General features: G+C 58.4%; 21 protein-coding genes and 1 tRNA gene. 11 read left to right on the top strand and 11 right to left on the bottom strand.

From position 1 onward, the window contains the following. Positions 1 to 98: 98 nt before the first annotated feature. Both JZX87_RS15220 and JZX87_RS15215 read right to left on the bottom strand, forming a co-directional pair. On the bottom strand, positions 99 to 845 hold the full coding sequence (locus JZX87_RS15220) for a GGDEF domain-containing protein (RefSeq protein WP_206826542.1): 747 nt from the start codon (positions 843 to 845) through the stop codon (positions 99 to 101). A 180-nt stretch (positions 846 to 1,025) separates the two neighbouring features. After that, positions 1,026 to 2,357 (bottom strand): glutamine synthetase family protein, encoded by a 1,332-nt coding sequence (locus tag JZX87_RS15215; RefSeq protein WP_206826540.1) that lies wholly within the window; start codon positions 2,355 to 2,357, stop codon positions 1,026 to 1,028. Positions 2,358 to 2,436: 79 nt separating this feature from the next. Here JZX87_RS15215 and JZX87_RS15210 point away from each other — a divergent pair, with 79 nt between their 5' ends. Then, on the top strand, positions 2,437 to 3,819 hold the full coding sequence (locus tag JZX87_RS15210; protein ID WP_206826537.1) for an aspartate aminotransferase family protein: 1,383 nt from the start codon (positions 2,437 to 2,439) through the stop codon (positions 3,817 to 3,819). Positions 3,820 to 3,822: 3 nt separating this feature from the next. Here JZX87_RS15210 and JZX87_RS15205 read toward each other — a convergent pair whose 3' ends face one another. Further along, positions 3,823 to 5,364: a glycosyltransferase family 39 protein gene (locus tag JZX87_RS15205; protein ID WP_206826535.1), complete on the bottom strand. Its 1,542-nt coding sequence runs from the start codon at positions 5,362 to 5,364 to the stop codon at positions 3,823 to 3,825. A gap of 71 nt (positions 5,365 to 5,435) precedes the next feature. Further along, the gene (locus JZX87_RS15200) at positions 5,436 to 6,455 is read right to left on the bottom strand and encodes a glycosyltransferase family 2 protein (RefSeq protein WP_206826533.1); all 1,020 of its coding nucleotides are present in this window, start codon (positions 6,453 to 6,455) and stop codon (positions 5,436 to 5,438) included. A 99-nt stretch (positions 6,456 to 6,554) separates the two neighbouring features. Between JZX87_RS15200 and JZX87_RS15195 the strand changes: the two genes are divergently transcribed. Beyond that, positions 6,555 to 7,511, top strand: a complete 957-nt coding sequence (locus JZX87_RS15195) for a lysylphosphatidylglycerol synthase domain-containing protein (RefSeq protein ID WP_206826531.1) — start codon at positions 6,555 to 6,557, stop codon at positions 7,509 to 7,511. A gap of 270 nt (positions 7,512 to 7,781) precedes the next feature. On the opposite strand, the gene JZX87_RS15190 is transcribed toward JZX87_RS15195, so the two are convergent. The 4 genes from JZX87_RS15190 to JZX87_RS15175 form a co-directional block, all read right to left on the bottom strand. Then, entirely contained in the window at positions 7,782 to 8,012 is a 231-nt protein-coding gene (locus JZX87_RS15190; RefSeq protein ID WP_206826529.1) for a type II toxin-antitoxin system VapB family antitoxin, read from the bottom strand. Between the two features lie 60 nt (positions 8,013 to 8,072). Continuing rightward, the gene (locus JZX87_RS15185; protein WP_183822512.1) at positions 8,073 to 9,575 is read right to left on the bottom strand and encodes an AMP nucleosidase; all 1,503 of its coding nucleotides are present in this window, start codon (positions 9,573 to 9,575) and stop codon (positions 8,073 to 8,075) included. 74 nt (positions 9,576 to 9,649) lie between these two features. Continuing rightward, positions 9,650 to 9,820, bottom strand: a complete 171-nt coding sequence (locus JZX87_RS15180; protein WP_206826528.1) for a hypothetical protein — start codon at positions 9,818 to 9,820, stop codon at positions 9,650 to 9,652. A gap of 189 nt (positions 9,821 to 10,009) precedes the next feature. Further along, positions 10,010 to 10,348, bottom strand: a complete 339-nt coding sequence (locus tag JZX87_RS15175; RefSeq protein WP_206826527.1) for a DUF2147 domain-containing protein — start codon at positions 10,346 to 10,348, stop codon at positions 10,010 to 10,012. Between the two features lie 497 nt (positions 10,349 to 10,845). Between JZX87_RS15175 and JZX87_RS15170 the strand changes: the two genes are divergently transcribed. Next, entirely contained in the window at positions 10,846 to 11,112 is a 267-nt protein-coding gene (locus JZX87_RS15170) for an SEL1-like repeat protein (protein WP_148145493.1), read from the top strand. Between the two features lie 104 nt (positions 11,113 to 11,216). Here the strand turns inward: JZX87_RS15170 and JZX87_RS15165 are convergent, their stop codons facing one another. Further along, positions 11,217 to 12,338, bottom strand: a complete 1,122-nt coding sequence (locus JZX87_RS15165) for a pyridoxal phosphate-dependent aminotransferase (RefSeq protein ID WP_206826526.1) — start codon at positions 12,336 to 12,338, stop codon at positions 11,217 to 11,219. Between the two features lie 203 nt (positions 12,339 to 12,541). Between JZX87_RS15165 and JZX87_RS15160 the strand changes: the two genes are divergently transcribed. Further along, positions 12,542 to 12,823 (top strand): sunset domain-containing protein, encoded by a 282-nt coding sequence (locus JZX87_RS15160; protein ID WP_206826525.1) that lies wholly within the window; start codon positions 12,542 to 12,544, stop codon positions 12,821 to 12,823. 42 nt (positions 12,824 to 12,865) lie between these two features. On the opposite strand, the gene JZX87_RS15155 is transcribed toward JZX87_RS15160, so the two are convergent. Further along, positions 12,866 to 13,222, bottom strand: coding sequence for a hypothetical protein (locus JZX87_RS15155; RefSeq protein WP_246435909.1), 357 nt, complete (start codon positions 13,220 to 13,222; stop codon positions 12,866 to 12,868). A 223-nt stretch (positions 13,223 to 13,445) separates the two neighbouring features. Between JZX87_RS15155 and JZX87_RS15150 the strand changes: the two genes are divergently transcribed. From JZX87_RS15150 to JZX87_RS15140, 3 genes are all read left to right on the top strand, one after another. Continuing rightward, entirely contained in the window at positions 13,446 to 14,663 is a 1,218-nt protein-coding gene (locus tag JZX87_RS15150; protein WP_206826524.1) for an NAD(P)/FAD-dependent oxidoreductase, read from the top strand. A 58-nt stretch (positions 14,664 to 14,721) separates the two neighbouring features. Further along, the gene (locus JZX87_RS15145) at positions 14,722 to 15,522 is read left to right on the top strand and encodes an aldolase/citrate lyase family protein (protein WP_206826523.1); all 801 of its coding nucleotides are present in this window, start codon (positions 14,722 to 14,724) and stop codon (positions 15,520 to 15,522) included. 133 nt (positions 15,523 to 15,655) lie between these two features. Then, a tRNA-Ser gene (locus tag JZX87_RS15140) sits at positions 15,656 to 15,746 on the top strand. 153 nt (positions 15,747 to 15,899) lie between these two features. Here the strand turns inward: JZX87_RS15140 and JZX87_RS15135 are convergent. Next, complete coding sequence (locus JZX87_RS15135; RefSeq protein WP_206826521.1) at positions 15,900 to 16,151, bottom strand: hypothetical protein; 252 nt, start codon at positions 16,149 to 16,151, stop codon at positions 15,900 to 15,902. Between JZX87_RS15135 and JZX87_RS15130 the strand changes: the two genes are divergently transcribed. The 4 genes from JZX87_RS15130 to JZX87_RS15115 all read left to right on the top strand — a co-directional run bounded on the left by JZX87_RS15130 (position 16,144) and on the right by JZX87_RS15115 (position 20,818). Next, positions 16,144 to 17,211 (top strand): porin, encoded by a 1,068-nt coding sequence (locus tag JZX87_RS15130; RefSeq protein ID WP_206826519.1) that lies wholly within the window; start codon positions 16,144 to 16,146, stop codon positions 17,209 to 17,211. The two genes, JZX87_RS15135 and JZX87_RS15130, sit on opposite strands and share 8 nt — an antisense overlap. A 159-nt stretch (positions 17,212 to 17,370) precedes the next feature. Then, the gene (locus JZX87_RS15125) at positions 17,371 to 18,324 is read left to right on the top strand and encodes a tyrosine-type recombinase/integrase (protein ID WP_206826518.1); all 954 of its coding nucleotides are present in this window, start codon (positions 17,371 to 17,373) and stop codon (positions 18,322 to 18,324) included. A 36-nt stretch (positions 18,325 to 18,360) separates the two neighbouring features. After that, complete coding sequence (locus JZX87_RS15120; protein ID WP_206826515.1) at positions 18,361 to 19,458, top strand: porin; 1,098 nt, start codon at positions 18,361 to 18,363, stop codon at positions 19,456 to 19,458. A 283-nt stretch (positions 19,459 to 19,741) separates the two neighbouring features. Next, positions 19,742 to 20,818, top strand: a complete 1,077-nt coding sequence (locus JZX87_RS15115) for a porin (RefSeq protein ID WP_206826513.1) — start codon at positions 19,742 to 19,744, stop codon at positions 20,816 to 20,818. The last annotated feature ends 1 nt before the right edge of the window (position 20,819 follow it).

The raw sequence follows: 20,819 nt of genomic DNA, 5'->3' as shown, positions 1-20,819 counted from the left end.
AACGACGCTGTCGCCTTCCGTACAGACCGGTGCGACAATCCGTACCTGCGATTTATATCAGCAAGATGGCCCGGCGCGAATGGGGACTTTTGCGAAGCCTATATCGACGCGACAGCCTGGTTTCGCCCGCGTGACTTTGCCTGGTAGAGATACTCGTCGGCCCCTTTCAGGCAATCGTCCGGATCGAATCCGGGGCTGCACATCAGCGCTCCGATACTGGCCGAGAGCGGAATACGGGCGCCGGATGAGGAGTGCAGGTCGATCGCCTGTATCGCCTGCCGAACATCCTCGCAGCGCCGTGCCAGCGCCTTCGACGTCAGCCCCACCTGGAAAAGCGCGAATTCCTCCCCGCCCAGCCGGCCGGAAATGTCGTGCTGTTCCGTCCGCAGGGCCGCCAGCAGCTTGCCTGTCAGGCGCAGTGCCTCGTCGCCGGTGGCGTGCCCGTACCGGTCGTTGATCGACTTGAAGTGGTCGAGATCGAGAAACATCAGTCCGCCCGTCACTCCCTGCCGGCTGAGGGAGGCCAACTCATCGAGAAATGCCGTGCGGTTGAGCAGGCCGGTCAATCCGTCATGGCGAGCAAGCTGCTTTAATTCTTCATAGGCGACTGCGAGCTTTTCCAGAGCCTCCATCGTCTCCGCCTTGGCGCGCCTGATCCGGTCGGACTGCCACAGATGCAGGATCGAGGCGGGAATGGAGATCACGAAAGGGCAGACGATCGTCATGATCAGTCCGGCGCCGGCCACTTGTCCACCGAGATGCGGCACGATCGCAAAAGACAGCCCAAGCGAGGCAAGCGTCGCCAATATTCCGATCAGTATCGATTTCACCAGAATAACGCGCATGCGCCGCCCTCAAACCAATCAAATATGGTGATGTGATTAGAGGTCGGAATTTTAATGAGGGCTGAATGAAACGATTAAAGACTGGTCGTATTCTTGCTGTTTGTCAGAATTGGTGAGCAATAATAGGTATATACGCAAAGACTAGCGCTGCCTTGAGCGCATTCCTTAACTGCTGTCGGGTCAAATCCTCGGCAGATAGGTCTGGTAATCGAAGTCGCTGACCGTGCGCAGATAGGTGATCGCTTCCTTGCGCTTCGTATCGCCATAGAGTTTCCGGTAACGCTCGCCGAACGCATCGCTTATGAAGGGCGAGGCAGAGAAATCCTCGACGGCGGTCAGAAAGTCATGCGTCAGCCGCTTCGTGCCTTCGGGCGGTTCCTGACCGGGTTCAGTTGCCGGACCGGGATCGAGCACCTCGTCCAATCCGATCAACATGCCGCCCAGAATGGCGGTGAGCAGCAGATAGGGGTTGGCATCGGCACCGGCGACCCGGTGCTCCACGCGTGCAGCCGGCCCATTGGCGTCGGGAATGCGCACCGCCGTGCCGCGATGCCCGAAACCCCAGTCGATATCGACCGGCGCAAATGACCCCGGCTGGAAACGGCGATAGGAATTGGCAAACGGGGCAAAGATCAGCTGCGCATCGCGCATTGTCTTGAGCATGCCCGCCGTCACCGACTTCAGCTTCACCGGATCACCGCCCTTGGCATCCAGAATGTTGTTGCCGTCGCGGTCGATGATGCTGGCATGCACATGCAGGCCGGAGCCTGCCTGATCGCCATACGGCTTGGCCATGCAGGTGGATTTCATGCCGAACTTGCGCGCAGCCTGTTCGGCAATGCGCTTGAGATAGATGCAGTCATCGGCGGCAGCGAGCGCGTCCGCCCGGTGCAGGAGATTGATCTCGAACTGGCCGGGGCCGAATTCGGCTGTCGTCGCGTCAGCGGGAATATCCTGCAGCTTGGCCCAGTGGCGCACCGTCTGCAGGTACTCGTCAAGCGCGTCGACGGCGCTCATGTCATAGAGCTGGAACCCGTTCGGCTGGTCTCGGTACATCAGCTTTTCAGGCGGGCGAGGGCGGCCGGTCTCACGCCAGTCGTCCTGCATCACGTAAAATTCAAGTTCGGTCGCCACCACCGGTGTCAGCCCGCGTTCCTCGAAACGCTTCAGCAGGTTGGCGAGAATGGCGCGCGGGTCCATGAAGCTCGGAGAGCCATCCATCTCGTGCATGGTGGCCAGAACCTGTGTCGAGCCTTCAGGCCCCCATGGCATCGGCGCCGCACTGCGCGGGTCTGGAACGCACTGCCCGTCGGGGTCGCCGATCGTCAGCGACAGGCCGGTAATATCGTCATTGTCGTCGCCCCATATGTCGAGCGACTGGGTGGAGGAGGGCAGCCGAACAAGCCCGTCCCACACCTTCTTTTCCTTCGATTTCGGAATGCGTTTGCCGCGCAGATCCCCGTTCATGCCGACGAGCAGGATTTCGGTATGGGGCTCAATGCGATCGGTCATGAAGCATCATCTCTAAGGTTGCGGAACCTCGTTCGTAGCCGATAAGAATTGACCGCACAATCTTCAGGAGAGCGACGCGATGAACGACAAGCCGGCCATTTCCAATCCTGGCATTTCCAATCTTCAAGCCATCGATGCCGCCCACCACATCCACCCCTTCTCGGACATGAAGGAACTGAACGCCAAAGGCACGCGCATCATCGAACGCGCCGAGGGCGTCCATATCTACGATTCCACGGGGAAGAAATATCTCGATGCCTTTGCCGGGCTGTGGTGCGTCAATGTCGGTTACGGCCGCAAGTCGATCGCCGAGGCAGCCTTCCGGCAGATGCAGGAACTGCCCTATTACAACACCTTCTTCGGCACCACGACGCCGCCGGCGACGCTGCTTGCACAGAAGATCGCTTCGAAGACCGGTGGAAGGATGAACCACGTCTTTTTCACCAATTCCGGCTCGGAAGCGACCGACACATGGTTTCGCATCGCCCGCGTCTACTGGAAGGCGCTCGGAAAGCCGGAGAAGACGCAGGTCATCGCGCGGAAAAACGCCTATCATGGTTCGACCGTCGCCGGTGCCTCGCTCGGCGGCATGAAGCACATGCACGAACAGGGCAACCTGCCGATCGAAGGCGTCCATCATATCGGCCAGCCCTACTGGTATGCCGAGGGCGGCGATCTGACGCCTGCCGAATTCGGCCTTAAAATGGCCCGCGAACTTGAGACCAAGATCGATGAGCTGGGCGAAGATCGCGTCGCCGCCTTCGTTGCTGAACCGATCCAGGGGGCAGGCGGCGTCATCATCCCGCCCGACACCTATTGGCCGGAAATCGCCCGCATCTGCAAGGCCCGCAACATCCTCCTGATCTCGGATGAAGTCATCTGCGGTTTCGGCCGCCTTGGCTCATGGTTCGGCTACCAGCATTTCGGTGTAGAGCCAGATCTCGCACCGATCGCCAAGGGTCTGTCCTCGGGTTACCTGCCGATTGGCGGCGTACTGGTCTCGGATCGCGTGGCGCAAGTGATGATCAGCGAATTCGGCGATTTCGCCCACGGCTATACATATTCCGGTCATCCGGTTGCCGCAGCAGCCGCGCTGGAAAACCTTCGAATCATCGAGGAGGAAGGGCTGGTCGAACGGGTGCGCGACGATATCGGCCCGTATTTCGCCTCCGCCTGGAAAAGCCTCGAGGATCACGAGGTCGTAGGTCAGGCGGAGAGTATTGGCCTGATCGGCGGACTGCAGCTTGCCGCTGACAAATCCACCCGCCGCCGTTACGCAAAGCCGGACGATATCGGCACGTTGGTGCGCAATCACTGCGTCGAGAACGGTCTGATCATGCGCGCCACCGGCGACCGCATGCTGGCCTCGCCGGCGCTGACGATCACGCGATCGGAAATCGACGAGGTGATCGGCAAACTGCGCAATGCGCTTGATCACCTGCGCGATACGGTCAAGGAATAGGTTTTAACGCGGCAGGTCCATGACGGCATAACCGAAGCGGTACTGGTCCATCGGCCGGCCCCATTGATAGGGGTAGCCGACGATCGCGACATCCTGCGGTGCGGTGGTGATCCCTTGTTCAAGCAGATACCCGGAAAACTCCTTGTCGAAGGCGACCGGCATGCTGCCATCCTTCGTGCGCCAGACGAAAACCACCCGGTCGAAATCCGCAAGCGGCCGGTTTTTCAGTCCCGGCGGCGGCGGCTCCACGGCAACCGGCTGTTCGGGCAGGCTGAAATGCAGGTTGCCGGCAAGCTGCCGGTCCGAGGCGACGACAACCGTATTGGCGCCTGCGGCCTTTTCCGCCACGGTCTTTGAAAGAGCCGCGAATGGAATGTTCACATAGCCGTAATTGCCGTTGATGCGGCCCATATTGGCGCGAAGCGCCAGCGCGGCCGGGATCAGCACCATGATCACGATCGCCACGCTCCAGAGCCGCTTGAAACTCACCTTGACCGGGATTTTTGCTGCATCCACCTTCAGCGCGAGATAGAGCGGTGTGGCGAGCAGAAGTGGCGTCAGCCAGCGGTCACGCACGTTCTCGAATCCGGCAAACAGGATCATCAGTACGATCAGCGCAAGCGAGAGCACGAGAATGCGGCCGACAAGCCGCGTCCAGCGACTATGAGCGCTAAAGATGGCTTTCAGGTGCTCGCGATAGACGGCTGCAAAGATGATCAGCGTGAGGGCTGTGAAACTGAAAAAGCCGATCGTCAGTGAGCCGAGGCCGCTGGCAATCCCGCCGATCAGTCCTGCATCGTCACCGCCGAGTTTCTTGAGCGTGCTCTGGCTCGCATCGCTGAAATTATCGACAAGCCATAGCGCATGCGGTGCGACGATCGCCAGAGCCAGGACACCGGCGGGTATCAGCTTCCAAGAAAGCATCGTGCGGCGCATGTCGCGGTCCATCAGCACGGCAAGTCCGGCGGCAACCGGCAGGACGGCAAAATTGTATTTCGTGATGCCACCGATGCCGATGGCAATGCCGAACAGCAGGAAGGCCTCGAGCGTTGGCCGGGAAATGACCCTCAGCAGAGTAAAAAGAAACAGGCATGCGCCGAAAATGGCAGCGACCGTATGTGAAAGGTCGCGCTGCGCCTCGAAGGATACCTGCGGAATGGTGAGAAGCCCGAGTGCGGCAACGACCGCCAGCCGCTTGTCTTCCAGCACCTGCCGTGCAGCGAGATAATAGAAGATGTAGGACAGGAAGAGCATCAGCGCCTTCATGCCCGAGAGAGTGATGATCGAGATGCCGAAAATCTGGATCGCGCCGTGCTGCATCCAGTTATAGAAGGGCGGTTGGGCGCCATAGCCGGCAAGCAGCCATTGCGACACATAGACCTGCTCGGACTCGTCGAGTTCCAGCCCGTGCGGAAGAATGAAGCGTAGGACGACCTGAAATATGAAATAGGCGGCAAGCACCAGCACAAAGGTCTGCCCGGAACAAAGCCGGTCGGAAACAGCTGGAGCGCTATGCGCATGCATTGGGTAAGAGGTTTTCGGCATAATTATCTCCAGCCAAAATGCGCCCGCGGACGGTGAACCGGTCCAGCGGATTTACTGCCTTGGTCGAGGCATTACCCCACGGGTGCGTCTGCCTGATAGACTTCCCTGACGATGTAGCTGAGGGCGCTATCCTCGCGGTAGTAGGTGCGAGCTATCATTTCCGCGATAATACCTGTCGTGATCATCTGTACGGACGAGAGGAACAGCATCACGCCGATCAGGAACAGCGGTCGCGTGCCGATGTCGTTGCCCATGATGAACTTGTCTATGAACAGGTAGAACAGGATCAGTGCCGAGATCGCGCCGAGGCCAAGGCCGAGCGAACCGAAGAAATGTCCCGGCCGCGCCTTGAAACGCATGAAAAACATCACCGACAGGAGGTCAAGAATAACCCGGAATGTCCGGGAAATGCCGTATTTTGATACACCGTGCTGGCGGGCGTGGTGCGTTACCGGCATTTCGCCGATACGCGAGCTCGGTACGACACCGGCGACCCATGCAGGGATGAAACGGTGCATTTCGCCCATCAGCTTCACCTGCTTGATGACCGCTGAACGGTAGATCTTCAGCGAGCAGCCGTAATCGTGGAGGCGCACGCCGGTGATGCGGCCTATCAGCCGATTGGCGATGAAGGATGGAACCTTGCGCAAAAGCAGGCCGTCCTGGCGGTTTTGGCGCCAGCCGACGAGCAGATCGAGTTCACGGCGCTCAAGTTCAGCGACCATCGCAGGGATGTCCTTGGGATCGTTCTGCAGGTCTCCATCGAGCGTGGCGATAAGCCGGCCCTCAGCCTGGTTGATGCCTGCCTGCATGGCGGCCGTCTGGCCGAAATTGCGCTGCAAAGCAACGATCTTCAGGTCGAGGCCGGGGCGATTGAGCGCAGTTCGCGCATTGGCGATTGTGGCATCCGTGCTGCCGTCATCGACCAGGATCAGTTCCCACGAGGCTGCATAACCGGCCATCGACGTCACGATCCGCTCGATCAGGGGCTTGACGCTTTCCTCTTCATTGAAAAGCGGCACGACCAGCGACAGTTCGACCGGGCTGGTCGTCTCGACGAGGCGGGTGACCGACTCTGCTGTTGTACCCACCGTGTGTTTCTCCTAGAAGTGCGGGCTTATACGGGCGGCGCGCCATGGCGCAGCATGGTCGCATAGACCCGAATTTATCGCATTGGGGCCACCTACTATATGAAGAATTATTCCGTTGCCAGCCAGAGAGCGTGGATAATTCGTAACGCCATGACGCTGCTGACGCTGGCGACCGTCGCGCTTTATGCGATCTTCATACAGTGGGTTTGGGGCTGGGCGACCGTGCTGGCTCTATGGAAAAGTGCCGGCCTCGGCTCGGCTTTCCTCGCGTTTGCCGCACTGCTTGGCACCTATGTCCTGCGCACCTGGCGTATCTATGATTATTTTCCGACAGAGACCGGCGGCCGCTTCGGAACGCTGCTGCGTCTCACCCAGGTGCACAATCTTTTGAACATCATGCTGCCCTTTCGTTCGGGGGAGGTAAGCTTTCCGCTGCTGATGAAACGCGAATTCGACCTGTCGCTGGCGAGAAGCACCGCCGCTCTTTTCGTCATGCGGCTTTTCGATCTTCATGCTCTGCTCGCTGCAGCCGGCATCGGTTTGGTCCTGCAGCATCATTCGTCATGGGCCTGGGCGCTCTGGTTCGGCTTCGTTATCCTGCCGGTCGCAGGTTTTGTCCTGCGCGGCATCGGCCTTCGGTTTGCTGCAAGGATACTGCCGGCAAAGGCGGAAAGATTGCTTGCCGAAGTCGAAGCAGGCCTTCCCGTCGATGCCGCAGCCTTTGCGAGGGCCTGGGGCGCAACGCTGATCAACTGGTTCACCAAGATCGCGGTTCTCGCCTGGGTGCTCGGCCTGCTCGGCGGCATTTCGATGGCGCCCGGTTTCGGCGGTGCGCTCGGCGGCGAACTGTCCTCCGTCCTGCCGGTCCATGCGCCCGCCGGTGTCGGAACCTATCCCGCCGGCATCAGCGCCGGTGCCGTCGCCTTCGGCGCAGCAGCCTCGGGGCCTGCTTTCGAAGATCTCGCTCAGGCCGCCGTCAACACCCACCTTCTCGTCATTGTCTCTTCGCTGATCGGCACGGCGCTGTCGCTGTTTGCTGCGAGAGGGAAGGGGTAACGGGATCAGGCCAATTTTAGCCCGAGGTGTTCGGCCATCGCCACGCAGGGTTGTCGCCAATTCGGCCGACAATATCTGCGCGATGGGGAAATCCCGGAAATCCTGTTCCATCCAACGGACCTGATGACTATCCGATGCCCCCCAAAGCCCTTCCATCAGGATCACATCGCCGAGCAGGACAACTCCGCACGGTAAGAGGGATCTGAGCGTGGAGACAGCCTCGGCATTCTCTTCTAAAGAGCGATATCCAGGCGGAACTATCCGCGAAGATCATTCGTCCTGCTGAAAACCCCGGTTAGAGTATCTGCCCGCTTTGTCTCTTGAGGCGTCAAGGTCGCATTCCCAGCCGATACCCTCGAGATTGTCGATCGCGCGCAATTGCCTCTTGATCCGCACGAAATCTCTCAGCGCCTGATCAACTGCAGCCTTCTTGGTAGGCAAGCCTCCAAGCTCCATGGCCTCGGCGATAAGGTCGTCATCCAATTCGATATTGGCGCGCATACTGACCCCATGGTGTATGAATTTTGAAATCATACACCATGGGCATAGTGGCTGGAATTATTACTGGAACGCCGTCTCGTAGAAGCTTCTGAGCTTGCGGGAATGCAGCGTTTCGGTCGGCATGGCTGCGAGCTTCTGCACGGCGCGGATGCCGATCTGCAGGTGCTGGCTGACCTGTGTGCGGTAGAAGGCTGTCGCCATGCCCGGCAGTTTCAGTTCGCCATGCAGCGGACGGTCGGAAACGCAAAGCAGCGTTCCGTAGGGCACACGGAAACGGAACCCGTTGGCGGCGATCGTTGCCGATTCCATGTCGAGCGCAATCGCGCGTGACTGGGAAAGCCGCTTTACCGGCCCGCGCTGGTCGCGCAGTTCCCAGTTGCGGTTGTCGATCGTGGCGACCGTGCCGGTACGCATGATCCGCTTCAGCTCGAAGCCTTCATAACCGGTCACTTCCTCGACGGCACTTTCCAACGCCTGTTGAACTTCCGCCAGCGCCGGTATCGGCACCCACACCGGCAGGTCGTCGTCCAGCACATGATCCTCGCGCACATAGGCGTGGGCGAGAACATAGTCACCGAGACGCTGGCTGTTGCGAAGCCCGGCGCAATGGCCGACCATCAGCCAGGCATGCGGGCGCAGCACGGCGATATGATCGGTGGCGGTCTTGGCGTTCGAAGGGCCGACGCCGATATTGACCAGCGTGATGCCGGAATGGTCGTCCTTCTTCAGGTGGTAGGCCGGCATCTGCGGCATGCGGGTGATCGGCGTCGTCTCCGGCGTATCCTTGCCGGCAAGCGTGATGACATTGCCCGGTTCGACGAAAGCCGTGTAGCCACCGCCACCCTCGGCCATCAGCTTGCGGGCCCAGGCGGCAAATTCGTCGATATAGAACTGGTAGTTGGTGAACAGCACGAAGTTCTGGAAATGCTCGGCACCCGTGGCCGTATAGTGGCTGAGGCGAGCCAGAGAATAATCGATGCGCTGTGCGGTAAACGGTGCAAGCGGCGCCGGTTCTCCCGCCGGAGCTTCATATTCGCCATTGGCGATCAGATCATCGGTATTGGTGAGATCCGGCGTGTCGAACAGGTCGCGCATCGGTATATCCGCCATCGCATGACCGGCCGAAGCTTCCACATGAGCGCCTTCGCCGAATGCGAAATGGAGCGGGATGGGCGTAGTCGATTCCGACACGGTGACGGGAATGCCGTGATTGCGCATCAACAGATCCAGCTGTTCGATCAGGTAATGGCGGAACAGTTTTGGCCGCGTCACGGTCGTCGTGTAGATGCCGGGGGCCGCAACATGGCCGTAGGAAAGCCGCGAATCGGCATGGCCGAACGAGGTCGTTTCGATCGAGACCTGCGGATAGAAGGCTCGATAACGGCCGGTCATCGTGCCGCTCTTGGCCAGCGCGCCAAAACTGTCGATCAGGAATTTCGTATTACGCTCATAAAGCGCGGTCAGGGCATCGACGGCCGCTTCGGCGTTGTCGAAAGCCTGCGGTTCCACCGCGCTCGGGCTGATGTAGGAAAGCGGAGAAAAGGGAGAGATTCGTGTGTTCATGAGCCATTATAAGGAGAACTCCATGACAATCAAACGGCGATCATCGTCCCACTTTTTAGCTTGATTGTGCCTCTTCAAAGCGTGGCGACGCATTCGCCGCTGTTGGAGTAGACACACAGGCTGCCCGTGCTGATGTTGAAGCCCAACGGTCGCTTGGACGGTTGCACGGCAAGTGCGGCAAAGGACAATGCGAAGATCGTCATCATCAAGGTGACGATGGTCAGGCGGCGTGCAATGGTCGTCATGATCCTGCTCCCGTAATGTCAGGTTCCGATCGGTTCCTGGCTGAATGAGGGCAGAATAATGGCGACCGGCTGTATGAAGGCTGAGAGCCCTTTTCATCTGGCGTTCAGGGTGATTAACGGGCCGGGCTCCAGATTCCGGGTAGAAAAAAAGCCGGCTGTGACAGCCGGCTTCGTATCGGGGGATTAAGGTTAGAGCCGCGTCCATGTCTGCGATTTGCACAGAACCTTCAGCACGCAGCCCTTCATCTTCAGCGTATTGCCGGCAACGGAGCCGGAGCCGCTATAGGTCTTGTCGTTTTCAGGGTCGGTGATCTCGCCGGAATATTCGTCGCCGGTGCCGGCCATTTTTCCGATCTGCTTGCCGGCATGTTTGCCGGTTCTCAGCGTTACGCAATAAGCGGATCCGCATTTGCCGATCTCGGCGGTCGCGCCACTCTGGGTCTTCCAGTTGCCCTCGATCGGCTCCGCGGCGTGGCCCGCCGCAGCACTCACCAGCAATGCCGCCGCCGCGGCGAAAGTATTCAGCATGAGATCCCTCCTCAGATCCTCGTTATTGCGGCGTTCGACAGCCCTCCAGCAATCGACGCCCCGTGTCTAAATTAGCTTACTAGTACGTAAAGGTAAAGTTGCGGAGTGCTGGTAGTAGGCCCGTTTTTCAGATGTTTTCAGCTGACTGCGTAGCGGCCGACTTTCTCTTTCCTGAAAACGGAAGCGGAAAACATGGTTAACAAAGAGTTTCGATCGAAATCCTAACGTTTCGTAAACGAAAGCCGAAAACCCTTAACGTGCAGGCATTGTAGTGCTTAACGAAAACTCAAATTTACGAAGCATTTGAACTTTGTTTTCCGCAAGTTAAGCATTCTTTTTAGTCGGATTTTCGAACCTTGGGATCATATTGGTCTCATCAAACGAGCGGGAAAACCGCCACCCTGATGGATTAACAAAGCCGCATAAGACGGTGGTCCGGAAGGGAATGATGAACAGGGCAGAAGAAGAAACAAGGTCTTAAACAGGGATCAAAACCGATGGCACGCTTTGAAATTTCGATGACTGAAATGGCCACCATGGGTGGCGATGCCCGCGCAGAAGTCTTCTGCGATATGGGCCTGATGTATGCAACGGGCCGCGGGGTCGAAATCGACCTCGTGTCCGCCCACAAATGGCTGAACATTGCCGCCATCAAGGGCTCCGACCGCGCCGCCGAACTGCGTGCCGATCTCACCCCGCAGTTGACGAAGATGCAGCTTGCGGAAGCATTGCGCGCCGCCCGCGAATGGATGACGGTGCACTGAGCAGAACCACTTCGCAGAAGAGCCTGCACTTATCCGGCTTTTCGTAATCAAACCGCGACCGGCAGAGACAAGGCCGGCGCGGTTTTGCCTGGTTCCTATTCAGCTCAGAGCGATTTCAAAACCTGAGGCAACGCGGCCTCCAGAAGCGCCATGTCGGGCTCTTTTCCGGCGCTGATGCGGATGCAGCGGTTGAGAGGCTCGACACCCGGCATGCGAATGAAGACGCCGTGGCCTAAAAGCCCATCGACAATCGCGCGGGCGTAAGCCGCATCGCGTCCGCAATCGATCGCGACGAAATTGGTGGCCGAAGGCAGCGCCTTGAGACCGTTGGCGGCCGCGATCGCTCCAATGCGCTCGCGCGATGCCTTGATGTTGCCGACGACTTGCTTGAGATAGGCCTTGTCCTTCAGGGCAGCGATTGCGCCTGCAACGGCGATCCTGTTCATGCCGAAATGGTTGCGGATCTTGTCGAAGGCTTTTGCCGTGCCTTCCGTCGTGATCGCATAACCGACGCGCGCGCCAGCCATTCCATAAGCCTTCGAGAACGTGCGCGTGCGGATGACGTTCGGCATGTCGATCAACGCCTCGATCGACGGCGTCGAGCTTGCCGGTGCCGTTTCGCAATAGGCCTCGTCGAGCACCAGCAGCGTCGTTTCCGGCAGGGCCTTTGCAAAGGCCACGACCTCGTTGGCCTCCCACCAGCTTCCCATTGGATTGTCAGGATTGGCGAAATAGACGAGCGGCGCATTTTCCCGGCGCACGGCATCGAGCAGCCCGTTCAGGTCCTCGCGGTCGTTCACGTAAGGCGTGGTCACCAACCGGCCGCCAAAACCGGCGACGTGGAAATTGAAGGTCGGGTAGCCACCGAAGGAATTCACCACCGGCATAGGCGTTGCCGCTGCCGGGTCGATGACGAGCCGCACGATCTGGCCGAGAAGGCTGTCGACCCCTTCGCCGATCGCCAGATTTTCCGGCTTGCAGTTGAGATGGGCAGCAAGCGCCGCCTTGAGGTCGAAATTTTCCGGATCGGCATATTTCCAGATGCCCGTCGCGGCTTCCGTCATGGCTGCAATTACTGATGGCGCCGGGCCGAAGCCGTTTTCATTGGCGCCGATGCGCGCCTTGACGACCGCACCACTCTTTCGCTCCAGCGCTTCCGGGCCGACAAAGGGCACGGTCGAGGGCAGTGAATTGATCAGCGGGGTAAAACGAGAAAATGCAGGCATGTGGGATAAGTCCGGTTGAAAGCCGGGACACAATAGAAAGCTTTCGCTGCTGTGCAAGGGTAGGAGTTTGACCGGCAGCCTTCCGGACGACGATTCGCGGAATGCCGGACACCTCGATGCATCCTGAGGTTTTGTGATCCGGAATATGCAATTTTAGGAATTGCTGAAGCGAGCAATCAATCTTTTCGGCCCATCTTCGTCGAATGAGCAAATTCGTGCTGATTGTTCTAGGAGCAGCGACCGCGAGTTTCCTCGCCACGGGCGGGCATACGCTGCTTCCGGGCATTCCCCGTTACGTCGAGGCGAATATCGGCAACTCATGCCGGATCAAGGGCAATATCTCGATCAACTCCGGTGAGCGCATTTATCATGTGCCCGGCCAGGAATATTACGATGAAACCAGGATCAGCGCTCAATATGGTGAGCGCTGGTTCTGCTCCGAGGCGGATGCCCAGGCGGCTGGATGGCGCCGAGCGCGGCGCTGATTTTTGCCGGAACCGCCTGCGGCACCAACTCCGTATTCCGACTCAGTGGCTCGTCTCGAAGCTCAGCCGAATGACATGGTGGAGGAATTCAGGGTTGATCAGCATGTTGAAGCCGACCGTCACCTTCTCCTCTTCGCGCGCCATGACCGTGCAGCCGATCTCGTCGCGTATGCCGAGGATGGCGAGGAAGAAATGAGACGGCACCGGAATGTGCGGGGTTACCTCAAGTTCGGCTCCCTGCAGAGAGATCGTACGGATCAGGCAGCGAATACTCGTCTTGGTGCTTAAATGGTGTTCGACGAGCACAATCTTACCCGGCCGATCAATCGTGAATTTTTCAAAGACACGGCGCAGGCCCGCCGGTTCTTGCGTGTTGGTCCCGTCCATCAATGGGGCCATGGTATCCTCCTGACTTGTCCCGCGAATATGATTTTATTCCTGCAATTCTGATGCATTCTAAAGTTGATTGGTAAATTTTTCTCGATCTATGGTGTCCTTATCCGCCTCATTCCGCTCACTGGACACAATGTCGCGTTGTTGACGCCCACGCGTCGCGACGATACGCCTTTGCGGCCGTTCGAGGTGCTATCTCTTGGCGGTCGAACAGGAATGGAGCAAGCAAGTGACAGGCAGGCTGGTAATCGTCGGGGCAGGGCAGGCGGGCTTTGCGCTTGCGGCGAAACTTCGGGCATTGAAGGATACACGGCCCATCACGATGATCGGCGCTGAAGAGGTTTATCCCTACCAGCGGCCGCCGCTTTCCAAGAAATACCTTCTCGGCGAGATGAGTTTCGATCGCCTAACCTTTCGCCCGGATAACTGGTTTGCCGAAAACGACGTGGAAGTCCGACTCTCCACCTATGTCGAGGAAATCGACCGCGAGAAAAAGACCGTCCGCATGCAGGATGGTTCGGGGCTCGAATATGAAACCCTGGCGCTGACGACGGGCTCCACCCCGCGTACTTTGCCTGCCAGCATCGGCGGCGAACTTAAGGGTGTATATACTGTCCGCGACAAGCGTGACGCGGATCGGCTGGCCGATGAAATGAAGGCCGGTCGTCGCCTGCTGATCATCGGCGGCGGTTATATCGGGCTGGAAGCGGCGGCCGTTGCACGCCATCTCGGTCTCGACGTAACGCTGATCGAAATGGCCGACCGTATACTCGCCCGTGTTGCCTCGAACGACACCGCAGACATCATGCGCGCGATACATAAAGAGCGCGGTGTCGTGATTCGCGAAAAGACCGGCCTTACTCGCCTGATCGGCGAGGATGACCAAGTACGTGCCGCCGAACTTTCCGATGGCACGGTCATCGATGTGGATTTCGTCATCGTCGGCATCGGTGTCACCCCGAACGACCGTCTGGCGCAGGATTGCGGCCTCGATGTCGGCAACGGCATCATCGTCGACGAATTTGCCCGCACCTCCGACCCGTCGATCTTCGCCATGGGCGATTGCGCCCTGTTGCCGTGGGAAGAGGGGCGCATTCGCCTAGAATCGGTACAGAACGCCGTCGACCAGGCCGAATCGGTTGCCGCGACGCTTGCCGGCGACGCTAGGCCCTATGTGCCAAAACCATGGTTCTGGTCCGACCAGTACGATGTGAAGCTGCAGATCGCCGGCTTTAATCTCGGCTATGACGAGACGCTGGTGCGCGCAGGCAGCCGCGAGGGAGCCGTCTCGGTCTGGTATTTCCGGAACGGCATGCTGATTGCTGTCGATGCGATCAATGATGCGAAGGCCTATGTAACCGGCAAGAAGATGCTGGAAACCGGCATCAACCCGGAAAAGTCCCGCCTGGCCGATCCGGCCACGGATCTCAAGTTGCTGTTATCTTGATTATATATGGTCTGCATTTCGCGGTCGGGATTTATGACGAAAAGGCATAGGAGGAGAAATGCCGGTACCGAAGAATGACTTCAAGGCTGCGATCAGTGCCGGCCGCCAGCAGATTGGCCTATGGCTGAACACCGGCGAGGCGCTTCCGGCCGAGATTGCGGCAAGTGCGGGTTTCGACTGGCTGGTGATCGATTCGGAACACGGGCCGAATGACCTGCGCAGCATCATCGCCCAGTTACGGGCGCTCGCTCCCTTTGCCGTCGAACCCGTCGTGCGCCCGCCTTCGGGCGAGACATGGTTCATCAAGCAACTGCTGGATGCCGGTGCACGCACGCTCCTCATTCCCATGGTCGATTCGCCCGAACAGGCCAAAGCGCTGGTCCATGCCGTGCGTTATCCGCCGCGCGGCACGCGCGGGCTCGGTGCGGCCGTCGCACGCGCTTCGGGTTTTAATGCTATTTCCGATTATGCGCAGACAGCCGATGACGAGATCTGCTTGCTGGTTCAGGCCGAAACGCGTGTCGCCATCGACAATATCGAGGCGATTGCCGCGATAGATGGCGTTGACGGCGTCTTCATCGGCCCGGCCGATCTCTCCGCCGACTTGGGCTGCCTCGGCCGAATCGAGGCGCCGGAAGTGCAGGACGTCATCGAATCGGCGATCGGCCGAATCATCGCCGCCGGCAAGCCCGCAGGCATACTGACCTTCAACGAAACCCTCAATCGTCGTTACCTCGAACTCGGTGCAAGCTTTGTTGCCGTTGGCGCAGACGTCACCGAGCTTGCCGCGACGCTGAAAAACCTTGCCGGCCGTTACGGGCGCGGCCCGGGCGCAGGCCCGGCAGGCTCGGGTTATTGAGCCGGCAATCTCGTGGATTCGTCCGCTCCGGGCCGAAATAATGCTGCGGCTGGGGTTCATCCCCAGCCTGCGACGCCACTTTTTGCTAAAAGACCTTGCATTCGGGATTTATCCGCAATAATCAGGCCGCACCGGAGAGGTGGCCGAGTGGTCGAAGGCGCTCCCCTGCTAAGGGAGTATACGTCAAAAGCGTATCGTGGGTTCGAATCCCATCCTCTCCGCCATTATCCTTCATGAAATCACTGGATCATTAGCGTGCGCGCACGAAGCGCCTGCGAGTTATGCCTGTTGCCTGTCGGCAACATTCTCGCAAAGCTATGTATTCGAATGTGACCTTTCCTTAAGTTGCTGTCGCAAAACCGTTTTCTTAACGAAAACTAAATTTTTAATGACCGCTGACTGCGGTTTTGTGTCATTTGGGCAACATGGTTTTGGGAAGCTGCCTTGAAACTCTCGCTCATCCCCAGTTCGGCATTGCGCAGCTCACGGCGATTTGTATTTTCAACTCCGAAGCGCGGCGGTGGTTCGTCAGCTTTCAAACACGGGGATGGGCCCAAGGAATTTTTGTCCTTCGGTAAATCAAGACCTAGACCCATACGTAACTTTGACTGGAGGTCAAAAATGAACATCAAGAGCCTTCTTCTCGGCTCCGCTGCTGCCCTCGCAGCAGTTTCTGGCGCACAGGCTGCCGACGCAATCGTGGCTGCTGAGCCCGAGCCGCTGGAATACGTTCGCGTTTGCGACGCTTTCGGCACCGGCTACTTCTACATCCCGGGCACCGAAACCTGCCTCAAGATCGGTGGTTACGTTCGTTTCCAGGTTGACGGTCGTTCGGACTTCGACCTGAGCGGTGCAGAGGCCGGCTACCGCACGAACACTCGTGGTCAGGTTGCTGTTGAAGCTAAGAACGACACCGAGTTCGGTACGCTCGCATCGAAGATCACGCTTCGCGCCAACACCAATGACCCGGTCCGCGGCACTGACTTCTATCTGGAAGAAACCTACTTGCAGCTCGGCGGTCTCCGCGTCGGTCAGTTCTACAACTACTTCGACAACGGCCTTCCGGGCGAAACCGTCCTTTCTGACGGTGGTCCTGGTGCAGGCGGCTTCGGCTTCGCTGGCGACACGCTGAACAACTCGATCCGTTATACCTACGACGCAGGTTCGTTCTCGGTTTACGGTCAGGTTGACGCGTTCAACTCGGAAGCTGGTTGGAAGACCGACGACGCTGGTACTGCTGATGAAATCGGTGTCAACGGCGTCATCACCGGCAAGTTCGGTGGCGTAACCCTCGACTTCTTCGCTGGCTACGACTTCGACACTGAAGATGCAGCTTTCGCTTCCACGCTGACGGCTGCTATCGGCCCGGGCTCGCTCGGCATCTTCGCTGCCTACTCCACTGGCCCGAACGGCTACTATGACTTCGCTGAATGGACTGTTGGCGCTGAATACGCCATCAAGGTCACCGACAAGTTCTCGATCGCTCCTGGCGCTCAGTACTGGGACAACATCGCTGTTGTTGACGGCGACTTCGACGGCGGTGACGCATGGCGCGTTGGTGTAACGGCTGACTACAAGATCACCTCCAACCTTACCACCAAGGCAACGATCAACTACACCGACGTCGACAACGGTGTAGACTCTGCTGACCGTTGGGACGGTTTCCTCCGTCTGCAGCGCTCGTTCTAATGTAAATATCTCGATAGCCCGCAGTCATATGACTGCGGGCTGTTGCTGTTCAGCCACGAACAAAAAAAACATCCCCAAAGCACGTCTGCTTTGGCGCAATGCCCATTGTAGTTCAACGTGTCCCGGTAATTCTTGTCGCTGTCGATCAGCGAGGGCGGGATGGGCAAGGAAACCGACAAAAAGATTGAGGCGCTAGACCTCTCTTCCATCGGTCGAACTTACGCTGTCAATTATCAGTTTAATGCCAGCGGTCCTATCAAGGTTGTTAAATCTACCCGACTTACGAAGCTCCTGGAGCTATACGGGAACATCCTCTGGGAGCCAGGAAGCCACAAGAAGAATGTGATCGCCTTCGTCAGCGAACTGGATGAGATTCTTCTTTCTCAACCGTTCGACAGCTTCACAGACGAAATGGTGGACCGGCTCATCGGCGAACTACGCAAACGTGGCAACAGCAACGCAACCATCAATCGAAAGATGGCGGCGCTTAGCAAGTTGCTGCGGAAAGCGTTCAAGATGGGTGACATTCACAGCCTTCCGGAGTTCCGGCGCCAACGAGAGAAGGCCGGCCGTATTCGCTTTCTGGAGTATGACGAAGAGGACCGTCTCTTTGCTGCCATCCGCAGCAGGGATGAATTGTACGCGGATCTATGCGTGTTTCTCGTCGATACAGGTGCTAGGCTGGGCGAGGGCATCGGCCTGCGTTGGAACGATATTTACGAAAACCGCGCGACCTTTTGGATCACCAAATCCGGCAAAAGCCGTACCGTGCCCCTCACTCCCCGAGCGATTAGCGCTATTCAAGCACATACAGGCGCACCTGATGGGCCTTTTGCTAACATCGATCAACAACGCTTTCGCGCTGTATGGAACTCTGCCAAAGGTGAAGTGGGCCTCGGAAGAGACGACGATGTCGTGCCGCATGTTCTTCGACACACCTGCGCGTCCCGGCTGGTGCGCGGCGGAATTGATATACGACGGGTGCAAATGTGGCTCGGCCATCAAACGTTGCAGATGACGATGCGCTACGCTCACCTTGCGTCCCACGACTTGGACGTGTGTCTGCCCGTCCTTCTGCGCCGCCTGCCCGAGCCCGGAGCAGAGGAAAAATAGGCTCCAGAGACCTCCGATTTTGACTGGAGGTCAAAAATGAACATCAAGAGCCTTCTTCTCGGCTCCGCTGCTGCCCTCGCAGCAGTTTCTGGCGCACAGGCTGCCGACGCAATCGTGGCTGCTGAGCCCGAGCCGCTGGAATACGTTCGCGTTTGCGACGCTTTCGGCACCGGCTACTTCTACATCCCGGGCACCGAAACCTGCCTCAAGGTTGGTGGTTACGTGCGTGCGCAGGTTGACGGTCGTTCGGACTTCGGCATTCTCGGCTCTGCAGGTACGCAGTCCACTGGCAATGCTCAGGACGGTGGTTACCGTAGCAACATCCGCGGTCAGTTTGCTGTAGAAGCCAAGAACGACACGGAATTCGGCACGCTGGCATCCAAGATCACGGTTCGTGCAAACACCAACGATCCTGCCCGTGGTACGGACTTCTATCTTGAAGAAACCTACCTGCAGCTCGGCGGTCTTCGCGTTGGTTACTTCTACAACTACCTCGATAACGGCCTTCCGGGTGAAACCGTTCTCTCCGACGGTGCCCCGTACTCCAACGGTGGCGCTGGTGGCGACACTCTGAACAACTCCATCCGTTACACCTACGATGCAGGTTCGTTCTCGGTTTACGGTCAGGTTGATGCCTTCAACTCGCAGGTTGGCTGGAAGACCGATGCAGCTGGTAACGACGACGAAATCGGCGTTAACGGCGTTATCACCGGCAAGTTCGGTGGCGTAACTCTCGACTTCTTTGCTGGTTACGACTTCGACTACGAAAATGCTGCTCTTGCTTCGACGTTGACGGCTGCAATCGGCCCGGGTTCGCTCGGCGTCTTCGCTGCTTACTCCTTCGGCGAAAACCGTTACTTCGACGCCGCTGAGTGGACGATCGGCGCAGAATACGCCATCAAGGTCACTGACAAGCTCTCGATCGCTCCTGGTATCCAGTACTGGGATAACATCGAACTCGGCACCGATGGCGACTTCGAAGGCGGTCGTGCATGGCGCGCTGGTATCACGGCTGATTACAAGATCACCACGAACCTCGCTGCCAAGGCAACCGTCAACTACACCGACGTAAAGACCGGCGTAGACTCTGACGACAAGTGGGACGGTTTCCTCCGTCTGCAGCGCTCTTTCTAATCTGATCTTTCAGATATGAACGGAAAGCCCGGCCTTGCGCCGGGCTTTTTTGTTTCTGTTGAGTCGGATGCGGACGCAGAATTCCCGCAATAAGTAGTGGATGCAAATGCACGGACAGGCAGCTTTAGGTTCAGTTTACCCGTCAAATTTGTGACAAATAAGTAACGACCGCATCGCAACTGCCTGATGTTTGCCGGTCGCAGATGCAGAAGTGCTTGTAAGCACCCGCCGCCCGCCTGTACCTTGATGAATGTAAAGCCTAGAGTTGACCGGGGAACCCCAAATGAAAATCACGAGCCTTCTCATCGCATCGACCGCGGCGCTTGCGAGCGTTACCGTCGCGCAGGCAGCTGACGCAATCGTCGCCGCTGAACCGGAGCCGCTGGAATATGTTCGCGTTTGCGACGCTTTCGGCACCGGCTACTTCTACATTCCGGGTACCGAGACCTGCCTCAAGATCGGCGGTTATGTCCGCGTTCAGGTTGACGCTCGCAGCAGCGACGACTTCGGCGGCGAAAGCGGCTACCGCACCAATACCCGTGGTCACCTGACCCTTGATGCCAAGTCGGATACTGAATACGGCACGCTTGCTTCGGTCATCACGCTGGAAGCGAACACCAACAATCCGGACAACGGGACCGACTTCTTCCTCGATGAAACCTTCATCGAACTCGGTGGTCTCCGCGTTGGTTACTTCTACAACTACTTCGATACCGGACTTCCGGGCGAAACCGTTCTCTCCGATGGCGCACCGTTCGGCAATGGTGGTTTCGGTGGCGACACCCTCAACAACGGTATCCGTTACACCTACGACGCCGGCGCTTTCTCCGTCTACGGTCAGGTCGATGCATTCGACTCGCAGGACGGCTGGAAGGACGACGTACCGGGCACCGGTCGTGGCCAGGATGAAATCGGCATCAACGGCGTCATCACCGGCAAGTTCGGTGGCGTAACCCTCGACTTCTTCGCCGGTTATGACTTCGACCGCGAAAATGCCGCTCTCGCTTCCACCCTGACAGCTGCAATCGGCCCGGGCTCGCTCGGCGTCTTCGCTGCCTACTCCTTCGGTGAAAACCGTTACTTCGACGCCGCTGAGTGGACCATCGGTGCGGAATACGCGATCGCTGTGAATGACAAATTCTCCATCGCACCGGGCATCCAGTACTGGGATAACGTTGTTCTCGACGCCGATGGCGATTTCGACGGCGGCAATGCATGGCGCGCTGGTATCACGGCTGATTACAAGATCACCACCGGCCTGTCCGCCAAGGCAACTGTCAACTACACCGATGTTGACGCTGACGATCTCGGCGACGCCGACCGTTGGGACGGCTTCCTGCGTCTGCAGCGCTCGTTCTAAT

The sequence above is a fragment of the Agrobacterium sp. Ap1 genome (assembly GCF_017313375.1).
In the GTDB taxonomy this organism is placed as follows: Bacteria; Pseudomonadota; Alphaproteobacteria; order Rhizobiales; family Rhizobiaceae; genus Neorhizobium; species Neorhizobium cellulosilyticum.
This window is presented reverse-complemented; position numbering and strand designations above follow the sequence as displayed.

Bases quoted from the DNA above. Each gene is read 5' to 3' on its own strand.
- JZX87_RS15135 (WP_206826521.1), bottom strand. From the start codon at position 16,151: ATGTTCATTTTTGACCTCCAGTCAAAGTTACGTATGGGTCTAGGTCTT.
- JZX87_RS15190 (WP_206826529.1), bottom strand. From the start codon at position 8,012: ATGCGCGCCAATATCGAATTGGATGACGACCTTATCGCCGAGGCCATG.
- JZX87_RS15115 (WP_206826513.1), top strand. From the start codon at position 19,742: ATGAAAATCACGAGCCTTCTCATCGCATCGACCGCGGCGCTTGCGAGC.
- JZX87_RS15170 (WP_148145493.1), top strand. From the start codon at position 10,846: ATGGCACGCTTTGAAATTTCGATGACTGAAATGGCCACCATGGGTGGC.
- JZX87_RS15215 (WP_206826540.1), bottom strand. From the start codon at position 2,357: ATGACCGATCGCATTGAGCCCCATACCGAAATCCTGCTCGTCGGCATG.
- JZX87_RS15195 (WP_206826531.1), top strand. From the start codon at position 6,555: ATGAAGAATTATTCCGTTGCCAGCCAGAGAGCGTGGATAATTCGTAAC.
- JZX87_RS15185 (WP_183822512.1), bottom strand. From the start codon at position 9,575: ATGAACACACGAATCTCTCCCTTTTCTCCGCTTTCCTACATCAGCCCG.
- JZX87_RS15125 (WP_206826518.1), top strand. From the start codon at position 17,371: ATGGGCAAGGAAACCGACAAAAAGATTGAGGCGCTAGACCTCTCTTCC.
- JZX87_RS15130 (WP_206826519.1), top strand. From the start codon at position 16,144: ATGAACATCAAGAGCCTTCTTCTCGGCTCCGCTGCTGCCCTCGCAGCA.
- JZX87_RS15155 (WP_246435909.1), bottom strand. From the start codon at position 13,222: ATGGCCCCATTGATGGACGGGACCAACACGCAAGAACCGGCGGGCCTG.
- JZX87_RS15210 (WP_206826537.1), top strand. From the start codon at position 2,437: ATGAACGACAAGCCGGCCATTTCCAATCCTGGCATTTCCAATCTTCAA.
- JZX87_RS15205 (WP_206826535.1), bottom strand. From the start codon at position 5,364: ATGCCGAAAACCTCTTACCCAATGCATGCGCATAGCGCTCCAGCTGTT.
- JZX87_RS15220 (WP_206826542.1), bottom strand. From the start codon at position 845: ATGCGCGTTATTCTGGTGAAATCGATACTGATCGGAATATTGGCGACG.
- JZX87_RS15180 (WP_206826528.1), bottom strand. From the start codon at position 9,820: ATGACGACCATTGCACGCCGCCTGACCATCGTCACCTTGATGATGACG.
- JZX87_RS15175 (WP_206826527.1), bottom strand. From the start codon at position 10,348: ATGCTGAATACTTTCGCCGCGGCGGCGGCATTGCTGGTGAGTGCTGCG.
- JZX87_RS15160 (WP_206826525.1), top strand. From the start codon at position 12,542: ATGAGCAAATTCGTGCTGATTGTTCTAGGAGCAGCGACCGCGAGTTTC.
- JZX87_RS15120 (WP_206826515.1), top strand. From the start codon at position 18,361: ATGAACATCAAGAGCCTTCTTCTCGGCTCCGCTGCTGCCCTCGCAGCA.
- JZX87_RS15165 (WP_206826526.1), bottom strand. From the start codon at position 12,338: ATGCCTGCATTTTCTCGTTTTACCCCGCTGATCAATTCACTGCCCTCG.
- JZX87_RS15145 (WP_206826523.1), top strand. From the start codon at position 14,722: ATGCCGGTACCGAAGAATGACTTCAAGGCTGCGATCAGTGCCGGCCGC.